Source organism: Christensenella timonensis, assembly GCF_900087015.1.
Lineage (GTDB): Bacteria > Bacillota > Clostridia > Christensenellales > Christensenellaceae > Christensenella > Christensenella timonensis.
On record NZ_FLKP01000002.1, the window covers coordinates 403,648 to 425,301 of the forward strand.

26 protein-coding genes are annotated in these 21,654 nt (G+C 52.7%); 19 read left to right on the forward strand and 7 right to left on the reverse strand.

The features are described 5' to 3' along the window. Positions 1 to 11: 11 nt before the first annotated feature. From BN6471_RS03415 to BN6471_RS03450, 9 genes are all read left to right on the forward strand, one after another. A complete protein-coding gene (locus tag BN6471_RS03415) occupies positions 12 to 863 on the forward strand; it encodes a ParB/RepB/Spo0J family partition protein (RefSeq protein ID WP_066645534.1) in 852 nt (283 codons plus the stop codon). 1 nt (position 864) lies between these two features. Continuing rightward, positions 865 to 993 carry a hypothetical protein gene (locus tag BN6471_RS13230; RefSeq protein ID WP_278287563.1) on the forward strand — a complete coding sequence of 43 codons (129 nt, stop codon included), beginning with the start codon at positions 865 to 867 and terminating at the stop codon, positions 991 to 993. Positions 994 to 1,015: 22 nt separating this feature from the next. Further along, on the forward strand, positions 1,016 to 1,957 hold the full coding sequence (locus tag BN6471_RS03420) for a DUF2971 domain-containing protein (protein WP_066645537.1): 942 nt from the start codon (positions 1,016 to 1,018) through the stop codon (positions 1,955 to 1,957). A gap of 132 nt (positions 1,958 to 2,089) precedes the next feature. After that, on the forward strand, positions 2,090 to 2,467 hold the full coding sequence (locus BN6471_RS03425; RefSeq protein ID WP_066645539.1) for a BlaI/MecI/CopY family transcriptional regulator: 378 nt from the start codon (positions 2,090 to 2,092) through the stop codon (positions 2,465 to 2,467). A gap of 1 nt (position 2,468) precedes the next feature. Then, a complete protein-coding gene (locus BN6471_RS03430; protein WP_066645541.1) occupies positions 2,469 to 4,127 on the forward strand; it encodes a M56 family metallopeptidase in 1,659 nt (552 codons plus the stop codon). Between the two features lie 171 nt (positions 4,128 to 4,298). After that, on the forward strand, positions 4,299 to 4,673 hold the full coding sequence (locus BN6471_RS03435; protein WP_066645542.1) for a GntR family transcriptional regulator: 375 nt from the start codon (positions 4,299 to 4,301) through the stop codon (positions 4,671 to 4,673). A 5-nt stretch (positions 4,674 to 4,678) separates the two neighbouring features. Beyond that, positions 4,679 to 5,539, forward strand: a complete 861-nt coding sequence (locus BN6471_RS03440; protein ID WP_066645544.1) for an ABC transporter ATP-binding protein — start codon at positions 4,679 to 4,681, stop codon at positions 5,537 to 5,539. Continuing rightward, a complete protein-coding gene (locus BN6471_RS03445; protein ID WP_066645546.1) occupies positions 5,536 to 6,171 on the forward strand; it encodes an ABC-2 transporter permease in 636 nt (211 codons plus the stop codon). The genes BN6471_RS03440 and BN6471_RS03445 overlap by 4 nt, the downstream gene beginning before the upstream one ends. A 4-nt stretch (positions 6,172 to 6,175) precedes the next feature. Further along, positions 6,176 to 6,850, forward strand: a complete 675-nt coding sequence (locus BN6471_RS03450) for an ABC-2 transporter permease (protein WP_082903316.1) — start codon at positions 6,176 to 6,178, stop codon at positions 6,848 to 6,850. A 56-nt stretch (positions 6,851 to 6,906) separates the two neighbouring features. On the opposite strand, the gene BN6471_RS03455 is transcribed toward BN6471_RS03450, so the two are convergent. Together BN6471_RS03455 and BN6471_RS03460 are read right to left on the reverse strand one after the other, a co-directional pair. Continuing rightward, positions 6,907 to 7,605 (reverse strand): CvpA family protein, encoded by a 699-nt coding sequence (locus BN6471_RS03455; RefSeq protein WP_066645550.1) that lies wholly within the window; start codon positions 7,603 to 7,605, stop codon positions 6,907 to 6,909. 8 nt (positions 7,606 to 7,613) lie between these two features. Continuing rightward, the gene (locus BN6471_RS03460) at positions 7,614 to 8,675 is read right to left on the reverse strand and encodes a DUF5711 family protein (protein WP_066645553.1); all 1,062 of its coding nucleotides are present in this window, start codon (positions 8,673 to 8,675) and stop codon (positions 7,614 to 7,616) included. Between the two features lie 289 nt (positions 8,676 to 8,964). On the opposite strand from BN6471_RS03460, the gene dapF reads away from it, so the two are divergent. From dapF to BN6471_RS03490, 6 genes are all read left to right on the forward strand, one after another. Continuing rightward, a complete protein-coding gene (gene dapF / locus BN6471_RS03465) occupies positions 8,965 to 9,786 on the forward strand; it encodes a diaminopimelate epimerase (RefSeq protein WP_066645555.1) in 822 nt (273 codons plus the stop codon). Continuing rightward, on the forward strand, positions 9,783 to 11,189 hold the full coding sequence (locus BN6471_RS03470) for a CCA tRNA nucleotidyltransferase (RefSeq protein ID WP_066645557.1): 1,407 nt from the start codon (positions 9,783 to 9,785) through the stop codon (positions 11,187 to 11,189). Before dapF ends, BN6471_RS03470 begins: the two co-directional genes overlap by 4 nt. A gap of 28 nt (positions 11,190 to 11,217) precedes the next feature. Further along, positions 11,218 to 12,135, forward strand: a complete 918-nt coding sequence (locus tag BN6471_RS03475) for an alpha/beta fold hydrolase (RefSeq protein ID WP_066645566.1) — start codon at positions 11,218 to 11,220, stop codon at positions 12,133 to 12,135. A gap of 18 nt (positions 12,136 to 12,153) precedes the next feature. Then, positions 12,154 to 13,599 (forward strand): DnaD domain-containing protein, encoded by a 1,446-nt coding sequence (locus BN6471_RS03480; protein ID WP_066645569.1) that lies wholly within the window; start codon positions 12,154 to 12,156, stop codon positions 13,597 to 13,599. Then, the gene (locus tag BN6471_RS03485) at positions 13,589 to 14,503 is read left to right on the forward strand and encodes an ATP-binding protein (protein WP_066645571.1); all 915 of its coding nucleotides are present in this window, start codon (positions 13,589 to 13,591) and stop codon (positions 14,501 to 14,503) included. The genes BN6471_RS03480 and BN6471_RS03485 overlap by 11 nt, the downstream gene beginning before the upstream one ends. Before the next feature lie 71 nt (positions 14,504 to 14,574). Beyond that, positions 14,575 to 15,219 carry a CDGSH iron-sulfur domain-containing protein gene (locus tag BN6471_RS03490; RefSeq protein ID WP_066645573.1) on the forward strand — a complete coding sequence of 215 codons (645 nt, stop codon included), beginning with the start codon at positions 14,575 to 14,577 and terminating at the stop codon, positions 15,217 to 15,219. Positions 15,220 to 15,312: 93 nt separating this feature from the next. Here BN6471_RS03490 and BN6471_RS03495 read toward each other — a convergent pair whose 3' ends face one another. The 4 genes from BN6471_RS03495 to BN6471_RS03510 form a co-directional block, all read right to left on the reverse strand. Next, positions 15,313 to 15,666 (reverse strand): carboxymuconolactone decarboxylase family protein, encoded by a 354-nt coding sequence (locus BN6471_RS03495; RefSeq protein WP_066645578.1) that lies wholly within the window; start codon positions 15,664 to 15,666, stop codon positions 15,313 to 15,315. Then, on the reverse strand, positions 15,659 to 16,036 hold the full coding sequence (locus BN6471_RS03500) for a MerR family transcriptional regulator (RefSeq protein WP_066645579.1): 378 nt from the start codon (positions 16,034 to 16,036) through the stop codon (positions 15,659 to 15,661). Before BN6471_RS03500 ends, BN6471_RS03495 begins: the two co-directional genes overlap by 8 nt. A 98-nt stretch (positions 16,037 to 16,134) precedes the next feature. Then, the gene (locus tag BN6471_RS03505; protein WP_066645580.1) at positions 16,135 to 16,566 is read right to left on the reverse strand and encodes an ACT domain-containing protein; all 432 of its coding nucleotides are present in this window, start codon (positions 16,564 to 16,566) and stop codon (positions 16,135 to 16,137) included. An 18-nt stretch (positions 16,567 to 16,584) separates the two neighbouring features. Next, on the reverse strand, positions 16,585 to 17,886 hold the full coding sequence (locus BN6471_RS03510; protein WP_066645581.1) for a phenylacetate--CoA ligase family protein: 1,302 nt from the start codon (positions 17,884 to 17,886) through the stop codon (positions 16,585 to 16,587). 321 nt (positions 17,887 to 18,207) lie between these two features. Here BN6471_RS03510 and BN6471_RS03515 point away from each other — a divergent pair, with 321 nt between their 5' ends. Beyond that, positions 18,208 to 19,200, forward strand: coding sequence for a sugar-binding transcriptional regulator (locus BN6471_RS03515; RefSeq protein ID WP_066645582.1), 993 nt, complete (start codon positions 18,208 to 18,210; stop codon positions 19,198 to 19,200). Positions 19,201 to 19,205: 5 nt separating this feature from the next. Here the strand turns inward: BN6471_RS03515 and BN6471_RS13010 are convergent, their stop codons facing one another. Further along, the gene (locus tag BN6471_RS13010; protein ID WP_066645584.1) at positions 19,206 to 19,409 is read right to left on the reverse strand and encodes a hypothetical protein; all 204 of its coding nucleotides are present in this window, start codon (positions 19,407 to 19,409) and stop codon (positions 19,206 to 19,208) included. A gap of 107 nt (positions 19,410 to 19,516) precedes the next feature. Between BN6471_RS13010 and BN6471_RS03525 the strand changes: the two genes are divergently transcribed. The 3 genes from BN6471_RS03525 to BN6471_RS13140 all read left to right on the forward strand — a co-directional run bounded on the left by BN6471_RS03525 (position 19,517) and on the right by BN6471_RS13140 (position 21,577). Further along, complete coding sequence (locus BN6471_RS03525; protein WP_066645586.1) at positions 19,517 to 20,236, forward strand: MBL fold metallo-hydrolase; 720 nt, start codon at positions 19,517 to 19,519, stop codon at positions 20,234 to 20,236. Between the two features lie 112 nt (positions 20,237 to 20,348). Then, a complete protein-coding gene (locus tag BN6471_RS03530; RefSeq protein ID WP_066645588.1) occupies positions 20,349 to 20,978 on the forward strand; it encodes a DUF4004 family protein in 630 nt (209 codons plus the stop codon). Continuing rightward, on the forward strand, positions 20,975 to 21,577 hold the full coding sequence (locus BN6471_RS13140; RefSeq protein WP_066645590.1) for a polymer-forming cytoskeletal protein: 603 nt from the start codon (positions 20,975 to 20,977) through the stop codon (positions 21,575 to 21,577). Before BN6471_RS03530 ends, BN6471_RS13140 begins: the two co-directional genes overlap by 4 nt. Positions 21,578 to 21,654 lie beyond the last annotated feature (77 nt).

Below are 21,654 nucleotides of genomic sequence, written 5' to 3' on the forward strand. Positions count from 1 at the left end.
CGGAGGAAACCATGAAGAGAGGTCTTGGAAAGGGTCTTGGCGCGCTGATGGCGGACGCAGCCACAGAGCATGTTGAAAATATGGGCGTAAACGAGGTCGACATTTTCCTGATCGACAACGACACGAACCAACCGCGGAAAAAATTCGACAAAGAAAAATTGAATGAACTGGCACAGTCCATCAAAATGCATGGGATCATGCAGCCCATCGTCGTGTATCCAAACGAAGGGCGGTACACGATCATCGCGGGGGAACGCCGTTTCCGCGCGGCAAAGATCGCGGGGCTTAATAAAGTCCCGGTGGTCGTAAAGCAGCTCGATAAGAGGGGGATACTGGAGCTTTCGCTGATCGAGAACATCCAGCGCGAAGACTTAAACCCCATGGAACAATCGGCGGCGCTTTACGAGCTGATGATGGAATATGGGCTCACGCAGGACGAGGTCGCAAAGCGCGTGGGCAAAAGCCGCAGCGCGATCGCCAACCTGCTGCGCCTGCGTTCGCTGCCGGGCAGCGTAAAGGCGTTGGTGGAAAACGGGAAGCTGTCGGCAGGACATGCGCGCTGCCTGCTTCCGCTGGAGGACGAAAAGCGGATCGCGGACGCAGCCAAAACGGTGGTGGAAAACGATCTTTCGGTGCGCGACGCAGAGGCGCTGGTAAAAGAACTTCTAAGCCCCGCGGTGCAAAGGCCCCGGGCTAAAAAGAAATCGCTGCCGGTAGAGATGAAGGAAGCGCAGGACGAGCTTTCAAAGGCATTGTCAACAAAGGTGCGATTTATGGGAACGGCGGACAAAGGCCGCATTTCCATTGCTTATTACAGTGCGGAGCAGCTGAACGAATTATACGAGTTTTTAAAAAAGATGTGATATGGTCGAAACGGTATTTACGGACGTTGCGGACGAGCGCTTTGCGTTTTTGAACAGGATGCTGGACGAAGAATATTTCCGGCAGTTTGGCAATGACGATTTGTGCGTGTGCATGAAAAAAGTATTTTAGGGTGCGCGACGGGGGACTTTCGATGGAACGGGAAATCAAAACGGTTTATCATTATTGCAGTGTGGAAAGCTTTTACAGCATTATTTCCAACAGTACGCTGCGGCTTTCGGATATCGACAAAAGCAACGATTATATGGAGCGCAAATGGCTGCAGCGGTTTATCCTGGAAACGGCGCTCGAAGAATACGAGAAAAATCCGTTTCCTTTTTCCTTTGAGGATGGCGGAACGGAGTATAACGGCCGCGACGCGGTCAGGGAATTGATCGGCTTTGAGCTCAAAAGCACGGGACAGCACTGGTATGATGATTTTATCACCTATGCGATCTGTTTTTCCGAACGGGGCGACAGCTTGAGCCAATGGCGCGGTTACGCGGACGACGGCAGCGGCGTTTGTATCGGCTTTCGTGCGGACAAGCTGCGCGAAAAGCTGGTGGACATCCATGAGGCGGACGGGCCGGGGCATACCTTCCAGTTCCAGCCGATCCGGTATACGCAGCAGGAGCAAAAAGACATGATCCGTCCGTATATCCGCAGTATTTTCCAGGTATTAAACGCCCTGCTCAAACAAAACGCACAGCCCACGGGAGAGATCATCAAGCTTTTCCGCGCCATCAATGGGGAAAGCGCATTTTGCAAGAACCCCGCTTTCAGTGAAGAACATGAGTGGCGGCTGGCAGTCAATTTTCCCCTGCCCACGCGCAACGCTTACGAGAAATTTGAACGGCGTTCCCGGCATGTCGCGCAAAACGACCTGTTCAGCAGCATCAAAACAACGGTGGTGGGCAAAACCATCAAATCTTATGTGGAACTCAATTTGCAGACGGTGGGGATGGACGCTTTGGTGAGCGTACGCCTCGGCCCCAAATGCCAATTGAGCAAAAACGACGTAAAATTGTTTTTGTACAGTGAGGGGCTGGCACTGCCGGACCAGGATATCCTCTCCTCGGCGGCGACCTATCGGTAAAGGACGATCAAGAGCAGCCTGCGGGCTGCTTTTTTTGATGGAACACAAAACGGTTGACAAACAAAAAAATTATTACTATAATCATAGTAATAAAACTATTGCAATCGTAATACGACATGAAAGGAAACGATCATGAAAACAACTTTAACCGGGCCGGAATGGGCTGTGATGTCCGCCTTGTGGGGAAAGCAGCCGCAAACGCTGTCCGGGGTCATCAAATCTATGGGCGATACGGTCTCCTGGAGCTACACGACGTATGCGACATACCTTTCCAAACTGTGTAAAAAGGGTTTTGTAGGCTTTGACCTCAAAGGGAGGGACAAGTTTTACTATCCGCTGGTGCAGATGGAGGAATGTGTCCGGGCAGAAAGCAAAAATATCTTCGAGAAGATGAGCGGTGCGGGCGCCAAACAGCTTTTGGTATGCATGATCCGCGAAGGCAATCTTACGAAAGAGGATCAGCAAGAGCTGAAAGCCCTGATCGACGAACTTTCCGAAGGAAGTGATTGATGTGACGGTACTGGATACGGCTTTGTCCGTTTCCCTGTATGCAGCAGTGGTCTTTTGCGGCATTATGGCGTTCCAAAGGCTGTTCAGAAACAAATTTTCCCCGGCGCTGCGCTACGGGCTCTGGTTTTTGCTGATCGCGCGGCTGCTGCTTCCGGTGACGCTGGAAAGCGGATTCCACTTCATTACGTTGCCGGCGGCAGTGGCAGTACCGCAATCGACAGGCATTGCGGCAGCAACGGCTGCGGGCACGACAGCCGGAACCGTGACGGCGCAGGCGGCGCAGAACCCGGCAGGGCAAATCGCAGGGATCGTATGGCTTACGGGGACAGCGGCCGTTATGGCGTGGATGGCCATCTGCGCGGTGCGCATGCATACGATGATCCGCAAAAACGCTGTTTTGCCGGACGGACGGATCGGTTGTGTTTTTGAGGAATGTAAGAAAAAAGCGGGGGTCAAACGCAGTATTCCCCTGCGCCTGTGCAGCGGGCTTAGTACGCCCGCGCTCACGGTAGCGCCCTGGCCCAAGCTGCTTTTACCCGTCGGCATGGCGAACGCGCCTGACCGGGCGTTGCGTTGCGCGATGCTGCACGAGCTGACGCATTACCGCCGCTGCGACCATCTCGTGCGCATGCTGGTGAATGTGTTGAAAGCGGTATGGTGGTTCAACCCGGTGGTTTGGATTTTCGACAGGCGGATCGTGATGGATATGGAGACCGCGTGCGACAGTATGGCCGTGAAAGACATGGAAAAGCAGGAAAAAAAGCAATATGCAAACACGGTGCTGGCGATGTTTTCGCAGGAACAGGCGCCGCGGTATGTTTTGGGAATGGCTCTCGGCAGCTCAAAAGGGGTTGCCGAACAAAGAATAAGAGGGATCTATATGAAACAACATACAAAGAAAAGCGTCAAGCTGGCAGCAGTCTTGCTGGCAGCGGTTCTGCTGGCGGCATGCTTTACTACAGCGTGTTCGCCTGTGCAGGCGGCGGATCAGGATATGCAGCCGCAGGAACCTGCCAGCGTAATCGGCGGCGCCGACGGGCCGACGGAGATCAACATTGAAGAGACAGACGGCACGACAAACGAAGACGATCCGCAACTTACGGAGTTGCCGGAGGAAGCTGTCGCCGACGGTGTGGCGATTCGGGCGAATATGTCTGCTGCCCCACAAAACGAGGAGAGAGTAACATATATTTTTACGATAGAAAACAACAGTGGCATAAAGATTGAAGACTGTAAACTGGAAGCAGCAGCCGTCAAGGAAGGCCAAATGGGAGATACCTTCTCTCTGGAAAATGGACAAAAGAAAACAATGCAATGGACGACTGCCAAACAGGCCCCGATCATCGTTGAAGCGGTTTTGACATTTCAAAAGGATGGAGAGACAAAATCCTGCAAGGCTGTGTTATGTGTGCCGGAGTACACAGAGGAAGGAACATGGAAAACAGCACCGGGAATCGTAGAACAGCCCGCCCCAGAGGCGGCGGTCGAACCTACGCCTGCGCCATCGGCAGACGAGGGGCCGGTACCCACTCCAACGCCCGCCCCACCTGTTGCGGAAAAGAAGACATGGTCGGGAAATGTACCAAGGCCAACCGCGGATCCAGGCCCCGTACCAACGCCAACACCGGCGCCTACGCCCGCTCCGGAAGCGGCAGAATAACATATTGTTAACCCAAACAAAAACTATATAACCGAAAGAAGGAAGCGGGAACGCTTCCTTCTTTCGCGCCGTGCAAAACGCACCCCATGATAAAAATGTTGACAAACAAATACATGGGAGTTATATTGTACATATAGTATATATACAATATTTAAATGGAGGATTGGATGAGTGGATATCATCATCAGCAACTCCAGCGGAAAGCCGATCTATGAACAGATCACCTCGCAGGTCAAGAACATGATCTTAACAGGTGTGCTAAAAGAGGGGGACGCCCTTCCGTCCATGCGGCTGCTGGCAAAGGAACTGCGGATCAGCGTGATTACGACAAAGCGCGCGTATGACGATCTGGAACGCGACGGCTTTATCGAGAGTTTCACAGGCAAGGGAAGCTTTGTCGCAAAAAAGAATATGGAACTGGTGCGCGAGGAACAACTGAAAATCGCTGAATCACATCTGAAAAATGCGGTGGAAACGGCAAAAAGCAGCGGTATCTCTTTGGAAGAATTACGCGAGATCCTGGATGTACTTTACGACGGAGAATAAGAAAAATGGAAAGTATTAAGCTGGAAAATGTATGCAAACAATATAAAGACTTTGCCTTGCGCGACGTAAGTTTTACCGTGCCCACGGGCAGCATCATGGGGTTGATCGGCGAGAACGGCGCGGGAAAAACGACGACCATCAAACTGATCCTCAATATGATCAAACGGGACGCGGGCAGTATCCGCGTGCTGGGGATGGATAACTTAGAATATGAGCGGGAAGTAAAATCACAGGTGGGCGTGGTGCTCGACCGGGTCAGCTTCAATGAACAGCTCAAGTTAAAAGAGGCGGCGGCCATCATGCGGGCGATCTTCCGTGGGAGCTGGGACGATGCGCTTTTCAACGAATATGCAGAAAAATTTCAGCTGCCGCAGGATAAAAAGATCAAGGCGTTTTCCCGCGGTATGGGCATGAAACTTTCCATTGCGGCCGCGCTTTCCCACCGGCCGAAGCTGTTGATCCTCGACGAGGCGACAAGCGGGCTTGACCCCATTATCCGCAGCGAGATATTGGACGAATTCCTGGATTTCATACAGGACGAGGAGCATTCCGTACTCATTTCCTCCCACATCACCAGCGATTTGGAGAAAGTGGCGGACTACATCACGTTCATCCACGACGGCAGAGTCGCCATGTCCGAATCCAAAGACAAAATGCTGTATGAATACGGCATTTTGAAATGCGGCGAAGAACTGTTCCAAAAGGTTGATAAAAAAGATATCGCCGGTTACCGCAAATCGAGCTTTGGCATTGAAGCGCTCGTTTGCGACCGCGAAAGCGCGGCGCGCAAATATGAAGGCGCGGTCATAGACAGCGCGACTTTGGAAGATATCATGTTATTTACGGTAAAGGGGGGACAAAAATGAAAGGGCTTCTTTTGAAAGACCTCCTGGGAATGAAAAGCTTTTTTAAGTTTTTCCTGGTCATTCTGGTCATTTGCCTTGTCCCGGCGTTTTCCACACAAAGCGGCGACTTTTCCGCAGGGTTTTCTTGCACGGTCTTTATCTTTGTCGGGGGGATGATGGGCTTCACTTCCTTTGCCTATGACAAAGCGTACGGCTGGGACAGCTACGTCCTGACGCTGCCCTACACCAGGAAGCAGATCGTGCTTTCCAAATACCTGTTTTCCCTGCTCATCACGGGCATCGGCGCTGCCCTCGGTATCGGGGTCAACCTGATCCTGATGGCATCGGGACTTGCGGGGCAGGATGCGGATATCTGGTCTATGACCGGGCTGGTCCTGTGCATGGTAGTAATTTTCATCAGCATCATGATTCCCCTGATGTTCCGATACGGGGCTGAAAAGGCGCGGATCCTCGTTATCGTCATATTCTTAGTCCCGTTTATGCTGTTTGTACTTCTGGGCGGTGAACATGGGGCGGACGGCATGATGGAGATGATCAACAGCATGATCCTCTGGTTGCCCTTTATCACCGCGGCGGGGCTGATCCTGTCATGGTTTTTATCGGTGCATATCTACAGCAAAAGAGAAGAGTGAGGAAATGAGAGGCTTATTGTTAAAAGATTTTCTGGGGATGCGGAGCTACCTGCTGACATGTTTGGGAGTCATGGCGGCGTTGCTGATCCCAATGAATTTAAGCGGCGCGCAGGACGCGCAGGGTTTCACGGTCGGGTGCTGCGCGCTGGTGGGCGGTATGATGTGCCCGGCCTCCTTCGGCTATGACAATAAATCCGGCTGGGACGGCTATGTGCGAGCACTTCCCTATACCAAACGGCAGATCGTGCTTTCCAAATACCTGTTCGGGCTGATGCTGATGGGCGGGTGCGCCACGGTGGGCATCCTGTTCAATCTCGTTTTTATGTTGCTCGGTGTCGCCGCGTTTGGTGGGGCCAGTTTGCCCATAGCGGTCGGTATCTTATGTGCTACGGTCATCCTGATCGGGATATTGATGCCGCTGATCTATAAATTCGGGGTGGAAAAGGGACAGGCCGCTGTCATCCTGATTTGTGTGCTGGGGTTCATGCTCTTAGCAAAGGGATTTGTGTGGCTGCAGCAGGCCGGGATGAACCGGTTCCTCGATATGGTCATATTCTTGCTGCCGTTTATCGCCGTATTGGTATTAGCAGGCTCCTACTTTATTACCTGCCGTATTTATGACGAAGAGAGACAGGAAAACAAACAGGTGATCCGGATTTCCAAACCGCACCTTCGGTAAGCGGCATAAAAATCCCGTACAGGCAGATGCGCTGCACGGGATTTTTATGCCGTGTACTATATGATGCCTGATATCCCCGCGAGCAGGAAATTGTTGTGGTAGAAAAACGACACAAAAGAGGAGCCGTTGATAATATCGGCAATCAAATCGGTGGGCATGGAGACCAGGATCACCGGAATGATCATGAACAGCGCGAACATCCCCAGGAACCCCCGCAGTACCCCTGCGCCGCCGCCGATCAGGCTGTCGTACTTACGCAGCACCGGAAGCGGAGACGCGTAATTATAAGCGTTGACCAAAAGCGCGATGATGATGCGCGCGATCACGTAGATCACGAGGAAAGCAAAAATATTCACAACCACATTGGTGATCGTATAGCTGACGTATTCGGATACCGTATGCAGCCCGGCGGACTCAAAAACCGCATTTGTCATGTTCTGCGTCACCAGCTGGTCAAAGGGCGCAGGAAGGTTTGCCGTAGAAACGACCTGGTCGATCTGCGGCTGTGTCATCGTGGTTACAAGCATGTTGCCCGACGCCTGGAGCTGATCCACGCCATTTGTGAAATACAGCAGGAATTTATAAAAAGGCCCTTTGGCGATCGCCTGCGACATCAGCGGGCTGAACACAAAACCAATGACCCATGAAAGCGCCATACCGATCGTATTGGCAACGGAGATCAGGAATCCCTTATGCAAGCCCTGCATGATATAGATTGCGATCAGGAACAGCACAATCCAGTTCAGTATACCCATAGTTCCCCCTAATTCAAATGCATGATGTAACTCTTGTCCTGATCCCAGACGAGCGCAATGTCACTGGAAAGCTGCTTGACGGCGGTGATCGTCTGGTCGAGCTTCACGGATTTATCCAGCTTGCCTTCCGGCGTATAGGAATAAATCTCGTTCGGCGTATAGGCAAAGAGCTTTGTCTGCGAAAGCGCCAGCGAAAATACGTCGCGCGGCAGATGGACGGTCTGGTAGCTCAAATCGCTTGCGTAAATGCGCGCGGACTCAATGGTGGCGAGGCTGGCACGCGATACATAGGCGGCTTTCAAACTACCGGCGTCGACGCTCGAGCCGGCCGGCTTCCAGCCATAGATGAGCGCATCTCCCTGCTTTGCGCCTACATAGCTGTAGGAAAGCAGGTTGTTGGTGCCTGAGGCAAAGATCGAATCGGACGTAACGTACACTTTTTCTATGACCTGCGTATCGATCTCGATACTGCCCGTGATGGAGCCGTCCGTTTTATAGGTCGTGATATAAGAAACGGGGACAACGCCCGAGCTGTCTAAAGAAAGCACCCAGAAAAGATCGCCGCCCGCGTTGAAGCCAAAATCGAGCACGGGTTTGGCAGCAAGCTCGATGCGCTGGGCGGCGGCTTCGCCCTTGTCATTATACAAATAGATGTAATATTGCACCGTTCCCGCTTCGTCCGCCGCACTGGTGAGGGCCGCGACTGCGGCATTCGCGCAGCGTACGCCCAAGATATCAGAATCCAGCGAGGTGGAAAACAGCGGCTGCTTATCAAAGGAAAGCGCCTGCAAGGATTTCTGCGCATACAGGCAAATGATCTGTTCCGAGCACGCGACCTTTGGGTCGGCAAGATCCTGCCTTAATTCCCACAGGGAAGAACCGCTTTTGTCGAGCGCATAAAGCGTGCCGTCCCGCATATACAAAATGCCGCCGCTGCTGGCGACAGCCGTATCCGGAAGACGGGTTTCGGTTTCTTTCAAAAGCGGCTTGGAAAACGAGAAGTCCGTAAAATTATCGAGGTATAACAACACCCCGGCTACGGCCGCGATCACGATAATAATGACGATCAATATAGATGTGCGCCTGCGCATTCTTTTATGACGCGATGGCTTCAAATACATACACTACCCTCTGCCGCCTGCATCCTGCGTGCGGCGTATCTGTTTTCAGGACAAAATTCCTGCAACTTATAATATTCTGGGGAAAACCCTCAAATCCTTTATTTTTAATATTATTGTACCATAAAACCCCCGTCCGTTGTGCTATAATATGTTATAATACAAAATAAATTAACAATTTGACAGATGCCGCAGGGTGGCTTTTTCGCCCCGTTTTGCGGGTAAAGAGTGGTGAAGGTAAATGCACGTTACAAAAATGCACGGATTGGGAAATGATTTCATTGTGATCGAAGAGCGGGAGCTTGCGGGGCAGGAAATCCCGGAACTTGCGCGCAGGTTGTGCACAAGAAGGCTCAATGTAGGTGCGGATGGGCTGCTGTTGGTCGGCGGTAGCAGCTGTGCGGACGTGCGGATGCGTATTATCAATGCCGACGGCAGCGAGGCGGAAATGTGCGGCAACGGGATCCGCTGTTTTGCGCGGTATGTATACGACCATGGTATCGTGCCCAAAACGTTGATGGATGTGGAAACACTGGCAGGCGTGATCAGGCCGGAGCTTGTGATCGAAGACGGCAGGGTGCGGGCGGTGCGCGTAGATATGGGGAAACCTTCGTTTGACCCGGAGGCGGTTCCCGTATTGGCGCAGGAGCCGATGGACCTTGAAATACCTACCGATTGCGGCGCAGTGCGCGCTTCCAGCGTGCTGATGGGCGTGCCGCATACGATCGTTTTTGTGGAGGATATGGACGCCGTGCCCATTGACGTACTGGGGCCGGCGATCGAGAAGCACGCGCTTTTCCCGCGCGGGACAAATGTCGATTTTATCCAGGTGCTGGACGATAAAACGGCGCGCATGGAAACATGGGAGCGCGGGGCGGGGCGTACGCTTGCTTGCGGAACCGGGGCGAGCGCGGCCGGGGCCGTGATGTACAAAAAAGGGGTCATGGGCCCGCGGGCGGATATCCGCCTTTTTGCAGGGAGCCTGCACATTGAAAACCTGCCGGACGGGCGGGTCATGATGACGGGCGCTGCGGAATATGTGCTTGACGGAGAAATAAAATGAAGATTGTCCTTGGTGCGCCGCAGCAAAGGTTGTTTGAACTGCTGCGGCAAGCGGGGATAACGCCCGCTTACCTGGTGGGCGGGTATGTACGCAACCAATTGCTCGGCCTGCCGGAAGGCGATATGGATATCGCCTCGCCGTTTCCGCCGCAGGTGCTTGCAAAAATAAAAGCGCCGGAGATCGAGCTTTTAGAGCGCTCCTATGGGCTGGGTACGGTCGTGGTCAAACAACGTTTTGGGGGCGAAACGTACCCTTACGAATATACGGCTTTCCGCTGTGACAACTATGGCAGGGGCGGCGCGCATGTACCGCAAAATGTGGCCTTTACGAAGGATATCAAAAAAGACGCACAGCGCAGGGATTTCACGGTAAACGCACTGTATGCGGATGAAACGGGCAGTGTTCTCGACCCGACGGGAAGAGGCCTTTTGGCGCTTGCAGAAAAACAGGTGGCGCAGGTGCGTAAGGATACACTGGCCGAGGATGCGCTGCGTATTCTGCGCATGGTGCGTTTTGCCTGCGAGCTCGGGTTTACGATAGAAGAAGGAACGTATGCGTGCGCCAAAAAATATGCGTACCAGCTTAAGGATATCTCCAAAGAACGCATCCGCGACGAATTCACGAAGATACTCCTGTCCGATGCGGCGCAGTGCAGCAGCGGCGCAGTGCTGAAAGGATTGCATCTGTTAAAAGACCTGGGGGCGCTTCGCTTCATTTTCCCGCGGCTGCTCGACGGCGACGGTGTGCAGCAGAGTGCGGCCTACCACGCATACGACGTACTGGAGCACAGTATGAGGACATGTGCATGCACGCCGCCCGACCTGGTCACAAGGCTTGCCGGACTGCTGCACGACGTCGGAAAGCCGGAAGCGAAAAAACGCGGCGGCAGGATGTACGGGCACGAACGGCTGGGCGCGGCGATGGCGGAAGAGGAGCTAAGGCAGCTGCGCTTTGAGAAAACGACGAGAGCGACCGTTGCGGAGCTGGTGGAAAACCACATGTTCGATTTAAGCAACGAAGCGCATACCAAGGCGGTGGCGCGTATGATCGCCAAATTGGGAAAGCGGCAGTTTTTACGCTTGTGTGATTTGCGCGAAGCGGATTTCGCGGGGTCGGGCAAGGGCAATCCGGCCGATTCCGCACACAAGTGGCGGGCGGTCTTAGAAGAGCTGCTGAAGCAACAAGCGCCCATCGACAGGAAAAATCTTGCGGTCAATGGGGAGGACTTGCAAAAAGAGCTGGGGATCCCGCAGGGAAAGCGGATAGGTATGCTCCTTTCCAAGCTACACGAGTATGCGGTAAAAAAACCGTCCCAAAATAACTACAAAAGTTTGATTAGATATGCTAAAATAGTAAATGCGCGTAACGGAGCGGCAGACGGCGAAAAAGAAGGCTGCCCATGAATCCGGCTACAGTTGGAGGGAAACAAACGTGTTTGAACAGATCAGTATCAAGAATTTTTTGAACAGGGAACACATGGGCGAATATGCCGAAGTGGAATTTGATACCTATATCGATGATCGTGGAAAAGAGGAAGTACAGGACGTGCGCCTGCCCGTCCACTATTACGAAGCGGGCGAGGGCGAGCCGCTGATTTTGGTGCACGGGGTGGGCCAGTCGCTCTATACCTGGAGGAACAACTTCAGGGAGCTGTCCGAATTTTTCCACGTCTATGCGATCGACCTGCCGGGGCATGGGTTTTCCGGTAAGCCGCAGATGAGCTACAGCATCGAAGAATTTGCGCTTACCTTAGAAGCGTTTATGAATGTGATGGAGCTGCCGTCCGCGCACTTTTGCGCGTTTGGCGAAAGCGCGGTATATGTGCTCGATTTCGCGATCCACAACCCCAAACGAACCAAAAAGGTCGTCCTGATCTCGCCGATGGTTTCGGTGGGCGCGAGCACGGGACGGGGGAAAGGCCTTCCGTCGGCGCTGGGAACGACCGCGGGACGGATGATGCTCAACCAGGCAGCTATCCGCGCGACGCTCGAGGACTGTTATTTTGACCGTACGCTCGTGACCGACGAGGTGGTGCAGGAATACGCAGCAGGTCTTATGGATCGTGATTTTAAAGTGATTTCAAAAATGTGTATTGGGAACTTCATCGACGACGGCGTGGTCGCGAACGTACACTCTTTGAAAAATCCGATGCTCGTGGTGCTGGGCGCGGAGGATAAGATCACCGGCGGCAGCGGCTGTGAATTTATGAAGCTGCCCATTGCCAACGGCAGTGTGCTTACGGTGCGCAACTGCGGCTTTTTTGTCCATGAAGAGAAGCCGGAAAAGGTCAACGAAGCGGTGGTAAAGTTTTGCCTGGCGCCAAAGCAGCCGGCAGCCGGGGAATCCTAAAAGGGCGGAAAATGAGAGATGATCAAATTTACGCTGGATGAACAGGCATTCCTGCCTGTTCCTACTATTTTTATCCGAAAATATATGTGCGACGCACCTGCGGAATATGTAAAGGTGTTTCTTTATGGGCTCTATCTTGCAAGCAACGGCGCATCGTTGGCGGAAACAGAGCTGGAGGACGAGCTTCACATGTCTTTTTCGCAGATCGAGGCGGCGCTCAATTATTGGTGCCTGAAGGAGCTGATGGTGAAAAACGGCTCCCGGTACGAGCTGGTCGCCGGAAAACCGCGCGAGGAGGAAACGGGCAAAAAGAAACGAGCGCCCCTTTATGGGATGCAGAATTTCAACAATATGCTGCGCACGGTATTAAACCGTGACCTTACCCCCAGCGAGCTCAACAGCATTTATGATTATACGGACGTGTTTGGCCTGCCGCAGGAGGTCGTTTTGGCGTTGGTGGAATATTGCGCACAGACGCGCGGCAGCCGTGTGAGTATCGCCTACCTCGACAAAGTCGCCGAGGCGTGGAGCGCGGAAGGCATCAAAACGCTTGAGCAGGCACAACAGAAAATCGAGGAACACAAGGCGGTATCCGGCGGTGCAAACAAGCTGATGCGCCTGATGGGCTTGCATGGGAAATATCCGGGCAAAACCGAGATGGACTTGTACAATAAATGGACGGAAAAATGGGGCTTTACCCATGAGGCCATCGAATATGTGATGAAGGACAGGGAATTTTCAAAAGACCAGCCCTTTAAATATCTGGACGCGATCCTTCGTTCGCTTTATGACCAGGGGATCACTTCGTCCCGTAAAATAAGCGAACACTTAAGTGTGCAGACGCGCCGCAGGGACGCGATCAAAGAAGTACTCAAAACGCTGGATTATTCGCGTATCAACGTGACGCCACGGTATGAGAAGTTTTACAGCGAATGGGAGCAGGCCGGGTTTTCGCACCCGGTGATCCTGCTTGCCTGCATGCAGTCGGCAAACCTTGGGAGCCGCAAATTTGAATCGGTGGACAGCCTTTTGAAGGAATGGGCGTCGCTGGGGCTGGAAAGCGAAGAGGATATCAAAAAATACCTGCGCAAGCAAAATACGATCGACCGCAAGGTAAAGCAGGTATACGACTGTGCGGGCATCGGGCGTACGGTGGGCGAGGCCGACCGAAAAAACTATATCCGGCTGACAAAGGAAAAGGGGCTTTCGCATGATGTGCTTTTGTATGCGGCGGAGTTAAGCTCGCTTTTCAACGATCCGTTCTCCTACATGCAAAAGGTGCTTTCCGCATGGGCGGAAGAGGGCGTGGATACGCTCGATAAAGCGAAAAAGCAGAATTTGAGCCGTGCGTTCGGGCAGGCGAAGGATAAGAAGTCCTTTGAGCAGCGCGAATATACGGAAGAACAAAAGGAACAGCGAAAAGCGGACGCTTATGCGGAATTGGAGCGGCTATATGGCAAATAAGACCATAAGCGACCTTCTGGCCGATTTTGAACTGCGCCACGCGCAAAAAAGCTACGCGAATGAACGGCGGCGCGTACGCAGTAAAATAATACAAGGGATCGAAGAAGAAAAACGCGCGCTGCTTTTAAAAAAGCTGGAGTGCGCTTTTTTGCAGGGAGAGGCCAGGGCGTGCGACAAGGAGCTCGCCGCACTGGAACAAAGGGAACAGGAAGCCCTGCGTGCTGAAGGAATCGCCGAAGAATACGATTGCCCCGCCTGCAGGGACACGGGCGTGATCGGCGGGAAGTACTGCAACTGCTTTTTATATGAAGTCTACCGCTTGGTTTACGGCGCTGTGGACCTAAAAACGCTCACGGAAAGCTTTGATACGTTCGACCGTTCGGTGTTCGATGATAAGCTGCCGCAAAAAAGCGGCAAGACGCAGCGGCAGATGATGGAGCTTTACCGGAAGATTTGCGAGGACTATATCGGCGTATTTCCCAAAACAGTCAAGCAAAATATCCTGCTGCGCGGCAAGGCCGGGCTGGGGAAAACTTATCTTTTGAATTGCATGGCCAAGGAGGCGCATAAAAAAGGGATCGACGTATGCTTGATGCGTTCGGCGGCGCTGTTCGACGTTTTTTTCAAACACCGCATGGGGGAAGAAGTGCCGCTTGAGTTTTTGCGGAATGTGCAGCTTTTGCTGATTGACGATCTGGGGACGGAGCCGGTCACGCAAAACGTTTCGACCGAATACCTGTTCGACCTGCTAAACCGGCGGCTGGAAGCGGGGCTGCATACTGTGGTAGCGACCAATATAGACGACCTGCAAAAGCGCTACGACGAGCGAATTTCGTCGCGGCTGGAAGCAAAACAGGCGTGCGCGACTTTGTTTTTTGACGGGGAAGACCTGCGGCTGAAATAAAGCCTGATGTTTCCGTAAGGTGAAAATGTGTTATCAAAAAAGGGAAAACAAAGAAGGCTGGGTATTTTACTATGCGCATCAGGGTCTTAAAGGACGGTCCTTACGAAGTAAGCGGAGGCGTTCCGCTCAAAAAAATGACGATCGGCGCGAACAAGCAGGGAGAGTCCACGCATTGGATCGAGGGAGAACGGCTAAAGACAGGGCAGGCCTACCGCCTGTGCCGCTGCGGGAAATCAAAACACCTGCCGTTTTGCGACGGGAGCCACGCGCATGGGTTCGACGGCAGGGAAACAGCCGGCCGCATACCATATGAGGAAGCGGCGATCCGCTACCAGGGCGACGGGATGGAGCTTTTAGACCAGGAAGAGCTGTGCGCGGTCGCGCGTTTCTGCGACGTGGCCGGCAGCATCTGGAACCTGATCAACGATGCGGAAAACCTGGAGATCGCCACGCAGCAGGCGTGCGATTGTCCATCGGGCAGGCTGACGATCATCACGGACGACGGGACGCGGGTAGAACCGGAACTCAAGCCGGAGATCGCGCTCATATGCGACGAGCCGGAGGGGAAAATGGGGCCTATCTGGGTACGGGGCGGCATCGAGATCGAGGCAGAGGACGGTACCGTCTATGAAAAGCGGAACCGCGTTACGCTTTGCAGGTGCGGGAAATCGCGCAACAAGCCGTTCTGCGATGCGATGCATATGGAAGAGGAATAAAAAGGGAGAAAGTTGCTTTTACTTTCCAAAACTATAATGTACTGCTGGGGGCAAAATGCTATGACAGGGGCGTCGCCATCGCGTCCTCGCTGTTCAAACGGTCTTATTCTGCCTTAAAACGTTCAGGGCGTTGATGGCGGTGGGAAAACCGTTATACGGCACGGAATGTATGATGACCTCTTCGATTTCTTCTTGTGTCAGGCCGACATGCATGCCCGCGCGGATATGTACCCCCAGCTGCGGTTCGCGACCGAGCACGGCCAGCATGGCGATGGTGATCATTTCCCGCTCGCGCAGGCTGAGCGTACCGCGGCTGTAAATATCGCCAAATGCAAATTCCACAATATAGCGGCCCAGATCGCCGAGAGAATCCGTGATGTCCGTACCTTCCTGTCCGTCCACCTCGGAAAGCTTTTGTAAACCTTGTTGATACCGTTCATTATCCATTGTTGTTTTTCTCCATTTCTTTATAGAGCGAAATTTTATTGTCGAGCAAGGCGATGTTCTCCCGGATACGTCCGATTTTTTCCAGCATATGCTTTTTGTGCATATCGAGCAATTCCATCCGTTCATGGATGGTTCCGTTTCCCTGTGCGCGCAAAATAGCGTAGCGTTTCATCAGTTTCACAGGCATCTCCATGTCCTTGAGCCGTGCTAAGAAGCGGATCCACTCGACGTCCGTTTGGGAGAAGAGGCGCACATTGGCGCTGTTCCTCCCGATACCTGCGATCAATCCCTCCTGTTCGTAATAGCGGATGTTGGATGTGCTTAGGCCTGTTGCTTCAGACACTTGCTTGATCGTGTATTTCTTTTCCATACCTGTAGTCTACCACCTTAAAGCTGCTGTAAGTCAAGCACTGTTTTACAAAAAAAGCCTGTACCTTTCGGCACAGGCTTTTTCCAGAAATGATCCGGTCAGAATTCGTACAGTTCATCCTGGCAAATGAGCTTAATCCCGTTTTGGGAAAGGACTTCGATGGCCCGTTCATTGTCTTCCACGCGGAAGATCATATAGGCAAGCTCCCGTTTGCGGCTGATGAACGCATAGGTATATTCCAGGTTGATTTTATTATCGCCGAGGATCCCAAGCACCTTATTGAGGCCGCCCGGCTCGTCCGGGATGGCTACCGCAAGCACAGGCGTGATGGAGCAGATATATCCCGCATCCTTCAGGACTGTCGCCGTTTTATAGGAATCGTTCACGATCAGGCGCAAGATGCCGAAATCGCGCGTTTCCGCAACGGACAAGGCGCGCATATCGATCCCGTTTTCATTGAGTACACTGGTGAGCGCCGCCAGCTGGCCTGCGTCGTTTTCCAGAAATACGGAAATTTGTTTTACAGTCATAGTTTACACCCCTTTCCCTTAATAAAGGTTGCGTTTGTCGATCACACGGACAGCCTTGCCTTCGCTGCGCGCGATCGTTTTCGGGGCCACGAGGCGCACCTCGACATAAATGCCGAGCATAGCCTTCATGGCATCGATCAACTCTTTTTCCCTGCCCTCGACCGTGCTGATCGTATCGGAGAACATTTCACCCGTCATTTCCACCTGTACTTCCAGCTTGTCGCTGTTCTTCTCGCGGCTGACGATGATCTGGTAATTCGCCGGATAACCCTTGTTGAGCAGGACGGTCTCGATCTGCGAAGGGAATACGTTCACGCCTTTGACGATGAGCATATCGTCGCTGCGCCCCAGCGGTTTTGTCATCTTCACATGCGTCCTGCCGCACGAACACTTTTCGCGGCTCAGGATACAGATGTCGCGCGTGCGGTAGCGGAGCAGCGGGAACGCTTCTTTGGTGATGCTGGTAAAGACCAGCTCTCCCTTTTCCCCATCCGGCAAAACCTCGCCCGTAATGGGGTCGATGATCTCTGCAATAAAATGGTCTTCGTTGATGTGCATACCTGTCTGTTCGCTGCATTCAAACGAAACCCCCGGGCCGGAAATCTCCGTCAGGCCGTAGATATCGTAAGCCTTGATGCCGAGTTTGTTTTGGATATCCCGCCGCATCTCCTCGCTCCATGCTTCCGCGCCGAAGATGCCCGCTTTTAATTTGATCTGATCCTGCAATCCGCGTTCGCAGAGCGTTTCGCCGAGGTAAGCGGCGTAGGACGGCGTACAGCACAATATCGTAGAACCGAGGTCTACCATGAACTGGATCTGCCTGTCCGTGTTGCCAGAGGACATGGGCAGCGTCAAGCAGCCGACCTTATGCGACCCGCCGTTTAGACCCGGCCCGCCGGTGAACAGTCCATACCCATAGCTTACATGGACGACATCTTCCTTTGTCCCGCCTGCCGCCATGATGGCGCGCGCGCAGCATTCGTCCCAAAGATCGATATCGTGCTGCGTATAAAAGGCCACAACACGTTTGCCTGTCGTTCCGCTGGTGGACTGGATACGCACAGCTTCTTCAAGCGGCACGGCCAGAAGGCCGTAAGGATATGCTTCGCGCAAATCGTCTTTGGTTAAAAACGGCAGCTTATGAAGATCGGCCGTGGATTTGATATCCGCAGGCGTAACGCCTCTCTCATCCATCATTTTTTTGTAATAGGGGACGTTTTCATAGACGTGCTTTACCGTTTTCACAAGGCGTTCATCCTGCCATGCCCTGATCTGCTCCCGGGATGCGCACTCAATATCTTTTTGGTAATAGTGCTCCATAATTGGTTGGTTCCTTTCCTTTAAGCGCCGCTTTCCGGCCAAATTTTCCTGTTATTACTATCATACCATTTTAAGCCGTGTACGCAAATAAAAAACTTTCGGAAAAGCGGGAAAAATGAAAGACTGGCGCACCTTTCCTGTTTTGCCCGGCGCAGATGGGAGACGGCGCACCGCTTTGGATTTTATTGGGGATCGGTGACAAGCCGAAAAACCAAAAGCAAAGAACCGCATGTCTAGCTTGACAACGTGCGTTCGGTTGTAATATATTTAAAGTAGAATTTGTGCAAAAATTATTAATGAATGTCAAAGGTGCAAACTTTTATGGATACAGAATATATCAATGTCATGTTGAAAACACAAAAGTCTACCGCGCAGCGCAGGCTGATGGTTCGTATTGCCAAAATGTACTATTATGACAACATGTCCCAGCAGGCGATCGCGGATGTTTTGGGAATCTCGCGTTCCAATGTCTCCCGGCTTCTCCGGCTTTCGCGGGAAATGGATATCGTGGACATCAGGATCAACGACGCCTCCCTGAAATCCATCGAGATCAGCGAAAAGCTGAAAAATATGTTTCATTTGAAACAAATGATCGTTGTCCCCTCCAATCACGACCCGAACATGAATTTATCCAACATTGGCGCTTCTGCAGCGCGGCACATCGAAAAACAGCTGAAAGATAATATGAAAGTCGGCGTTTCCTGGGGGCAGAGCGTCTACCAGACGATTTTCCACCTGGTTCCGGTCGTGCGTGCGAACGTGGACATCGTACAGCTCATGGGCGGCACGGCCTGGGACGATTCTTATATGTACGGCGTACAGCTGATCTTGAGTTTTGCGGACAAGCTGGGCGGCAGCGCAAAAATGATGCATTCTCCGCTTACCCTAAAAAGCAAGCAGCTGCGCGATATGCTGCTGGAAGAAGACGATATCAAACGGCATTTTGATTTGACAAAAAACCTGGATATTGCGGTGATCGGCATCGGGAGCAATTCCGGGGATGTGAGCTCCATGGTACATTCCAATTATATCACCAGGAAAGATTCAGAACAGCTTTGGAACAACGGCATCAAGTGCCACATATGCGGGCGGCATATCGACATGGATGGGAACCTTGCGGATATCGAATACAACGACAGGGTCATCGGCATCGAGCTTGAAGATTTGAAAAAGATCGATAATGTCATTGCCATCGCCGGAGGAAGGCCCAAGGTAGAGCCGATCATGGCGGCGCTGCGCGGCGGCTATATCGATACGCTGGTCACAGACGAAGAAACCGCGATCCTCGTAGAGCGTGCGGTCACGCAGCAATAAGCGGATCAGTCGTCCGGATTTTCGCCGTCTAAAAAACGGGATTCAAAAAACGGATCGCCCTTTAAAGCATGCAGGTCTTCCTTGCTGAGCAGGGTATTGGTTCCGAGGCATGCGCTGCACCGCGCCTTGCAGGCGGGACAGACACAGCCCATTTTCATATCTTCTGCGTGCGCCATATAGGTACCGCATACCGCACATTCACAACGCATTTGGAATACTCCTCGCCAATAAAATAATCTGTTATTATAGTAGTCAAAAATGCAGGGCATGTCAAACGCCGGAAAGGCGGCGCGGAACGGGAAAGGATGGAAATAGGGTGAAAGCACAGATCACATATCTTGATAACAGCGGGTTTGCAGTAAAAACGAAAGAACACTTTTTGGTATTTGATTGCTGGAACATGCACCCGGAGCCCGGGAAAAGCGGGCTTGCGGGCGGTGTCATAGACCCGGCGGAGATTGCGGGAGAAAAAGTTTTAGTCTTTGTATCCCATAGGCACGGCGATCATTATAATACGGGAATATTCAAATGGGCGGACAGTATTCCCGATATCCATTATATCGTGTCGGACGACGTGCGCGCCCCAAAAGGCGCGCTGGCTGCGCGGGCACATGAGGAATATGACATCGGCAGCGTTGCTATCAAAACGCTGCGCTCCACAGATGAGGGCGTCGCATTTTTGGTGGCGGCGGACGGACTGAAAATATACCATGCGGGCGACCTCAACTGGTGGCATTGGGAGGGAGAGGATCCGCGCTGGAACGCGCAGATGGGCGACGACTATAAGAGGGAGATCGATCGGCTCGCAAAGGAGCGGGTCGATATTGCCTTTGTGCCCGTGGATCCGCGTTTAGAGCGCGACCAGGTACGGGGCGTCGCTTACTTCATGGAAACGGTAGATGCCCAAATGGTGATCCCAATGCATTACGGAAATGCTGCCAAAAGCGCGGCGCAGGCACTTAAGCAGGCGCACATCCGGCATGGGGAGCGCATCATAAGCCCGATGCAGCGCGGACAGACAGTCGCTTTTGAATGAGCTGGAATACGGATGGTTTTCCATTCGTATTTTTTAGCTTGACTGCGTAACAATGTTATGTTATATTACAAGCATGAAACGTAACAATGTTACGAAAGGAGGCGCGGCTGCATTGAATTTGATATCAAAAAAAGACCTGCTGGCACAAACGGGGATATCCTACGGGCAGCTTTACCGCTGGAAGAGGCAACGGCTGATCCCTGACGAATGGTTCATCAAACAGGCATCCTATACGGGACAGGAAACGTTTTTTCCCAGGGAACAGATATTGAGCAGGGTGCAATCGATCCTGGAGCTCAAGGATAAGCACTCTATGGAAGAGCTTGCGCGCATGTTCTCGCCGGAAACGGCAGGGACGCTGATCCCCGCCGGCAAGGTACAAACACTGCAGGAGATTGACAGCGAGCTGCTTGCATTGCTGGATGGCAACAAGGAAAATTATGCGTTTGCAGAGGCCGTCCTGCTGGCGATCCTGTCGCAGGCAGTGAAGGAAACGGAAATCCCCGTAAAAGAAGCGGCAGGCCTGTTCAGGAAAGGCGCGGCAGCGCTTTACAGCCGGAAGACAGCCGGACTGGCATGTGTGGTTTTTCGGGCGGACGGCAGCTATTATATCGCATTTACCAGAGGCTTTGTTTTGTTCGGCGGCGATGTGGCGACGCTGGGGGTATGGCCCATGGACGAGTGGGCGGGAAAACTGAAAATAAGTGATCAAGGAAAATGGAAACAAGGAGAAAAAATATGAATGGGTTTACGATAAATGGCGTAGGAACGATAGACGGCGGGCAATTCAGTACGCTGAAAATAGACGGAACGGGAAGATGTACGGGCGACCTGGAGGCGGAAAGCATCGAGGTCGACGGGACGTTCAAGTGCGAAGGAAATGTCAAAACAGGACTTTTTGATTGCGATGGTTCTGCAAAGCTGCACGGGAACCTGGAAGCAAAGAAAATCGACGTCGACGGGCTGCTTTCAGTAAAAAGCGGCAAGATCGAAGCGGAAGAGATCGATTGCGACGGCCTGATCGATGTAGGCGGGGAGGTATCTGCGGATATCATCCAGGCGGATGGTTATATCCGCGCAAAAGAAATCGTAGGCGACAGGGTATCGATCAAATCCCACATGGGCAGGCTCGTCAAGGTGCTCAATAAAAAAAGCGAGATCGGCATGATCGAGGCGACGACCGTAGATTTGGAGGGCGTATGGGCCAATACGGTAAACGGCAGGGACATTACGATCGGGCCGCGGTGCGAGATCAAGACCGTGGATTGCAATGGCACGCTGTACATCGATGAAAAGGCGACGGTAGGCGAGATCACCGGGAATTTCCAGCGGCGCGGTTAAGCGTCCCTGGTATAGACAGGATGCAGGTGCTGCCGGCCGCAAAAGCGATGTAGCTCCCGCTGCTGTAGGCCAAATAA

What these genes read in the sequence shown, in the direction of transcription:
- BN6471_RS13010 (WP_066645584.1), bottom strand. Translation starts at nt 19,409, where the DNA reads ATGCGTTGTGAATGTGCGGTATGCGGTACCTATATGGCGCACGCAGAA.
- BN6471_RS03490 (WP_066645573.1), top strand. Translation starts at nt 14,575, where the DNA reads ATGCGCATCAGGGTCTTAAAGGACGGTCCTTACGAAGTAAGCGGAGGC.
- BN6471_RS03495 (WP_066645578.1), bottom strand. Translation starts at nt 15,666, where the DNA reads ATGGATAATGAACGGTATCAACAAGGTTTACAAAAGCTTTCCGAGGTG.
- BN6471_RS03480 (WP_066645569.1), top strand. Translation starts at nt 12,154, where the DNA reads ATGATCAAATTTACGCTGGATGAACAGGCATTCCTGCCTGTTCCTACT.
- BN6471_RS13140 (WP_066645590.1), top strand. Translation starts at nt 20,975, where the DNA reads ATGAATGGGTTTACGATAAATGGCGTAGGAACGATAGACGGCGGGCAA.
- BN6471_RS03515 (WP_066645582.1), top strand. Translation starts at nt 18,208, where the DNA reads ATGGATACAGAATATATCAATGTCATGTTGAAAACACAAAAGTCTACC.
- BN6471_RS03425 (WP_066645539.1), top strand. Translation starts at nt 2,090, where the DNA reads ATGAAAACAACTTTAACCGGGCCGGAATGGGCTGTGATGTCCGCCTTG.
- BN6471_RS03420 (WP_066645537.1), top strand. Translation starts at nt 1,016, where the DNA reads ATGGAACGGGAAATCAAAACGGTTTATCATTATTGCAGTGTGGAAAGC.
- BN6471_RS03510 (WP_066645581.1), bottom strand. Translation starts at nt 17,886, where the DNA reads ATGGAGCACTATTACCAAAAAGATATTGAGTGCGCATCCCGGGAGCAG.
- dapF (WP_066645555.1), top strand. Translation starts at nt 8,965, where the DNA reads ATGCACGTTACAAAAATGCACGGATTGGGAAATGATTTCATTGTGATC.
- BN6471_RS13230 (WP_278287563.1), top strand. Translation starts at nt 865, where the DNA reads ATGGTCGAAACGGTATTTACGGACGTTGCGGACGAGCGCTTTGCGTTT.
- BN6471_RS03455 (WP_066645550.1), bottom strand. Translation starts at nt 7,605, where the DNA reads ATGGGTATACTGAACTGGATTGTGCTGTTCCTGATCGCAATCTATATC.
- BN6471_RS03440 (WP_066645544.1), top strand. Translation starts at nt 4,679, where the DNA reads ATGGAAAGTATTAAGCTGGAAAATGTATGCAAACAATATAAAGACTTT.
- BN6471_RS03485 (WP_066645571.1), top strand. Translation starts at nt 13,589, where the DNA reads ATGGCAAATAAGACCATAAGCGACCTTCTGGCCGATTTTGAACTGCGC.
- BN6471_RS03505 (WP_066645580.1), bottom strand. Translation starts at nt 16,566, where the DNA reads ATGACTGTAAAACAAATTTCCGTATTTCTGGAAAACGACGCAGGCCAG.
- BN6471_RS03445 (WP_066645546.1), top strand. Translation starts at nt 5,536, where the DNA reads ATGAAAGGGCTTCTTTTGAAAGACCTCCTGGGAATGAAAAGCTTTTTT.
- BN6471_RS03500 (WP_066645579.1), bottom strand. Translation starts at nt 16,036, where the DNA reads ATGGAAAAGAAATACACGATCAAGCAAGTGTCTGAAGCAACAGGCCTA.
- BN6471_RS03415 (WP_066645534.1), top strand. Translation starts at nt 12, where the DNA reads ATGAAGAGAGGTCTTGGAAAGGGTCTTGGCGCGCTGATGGCGGACGCA.
- BN6471_RS03470 (WP_066645557.1), top strand. Translation starts at nt 9,783, where the DNA reads ATGAAGATTGTCCTTGGTGCGCCGCAGCAAAGGTTGTTTGAACTGCTG.
- BN6471_RS03450 (WP_082903316.1), top strand. Translation starts at nt 6,176, where the DNA reads ATGAGAGGCTTATTGTTAAAAGATTTTCTGGGGATGCGGAGCTACCTG.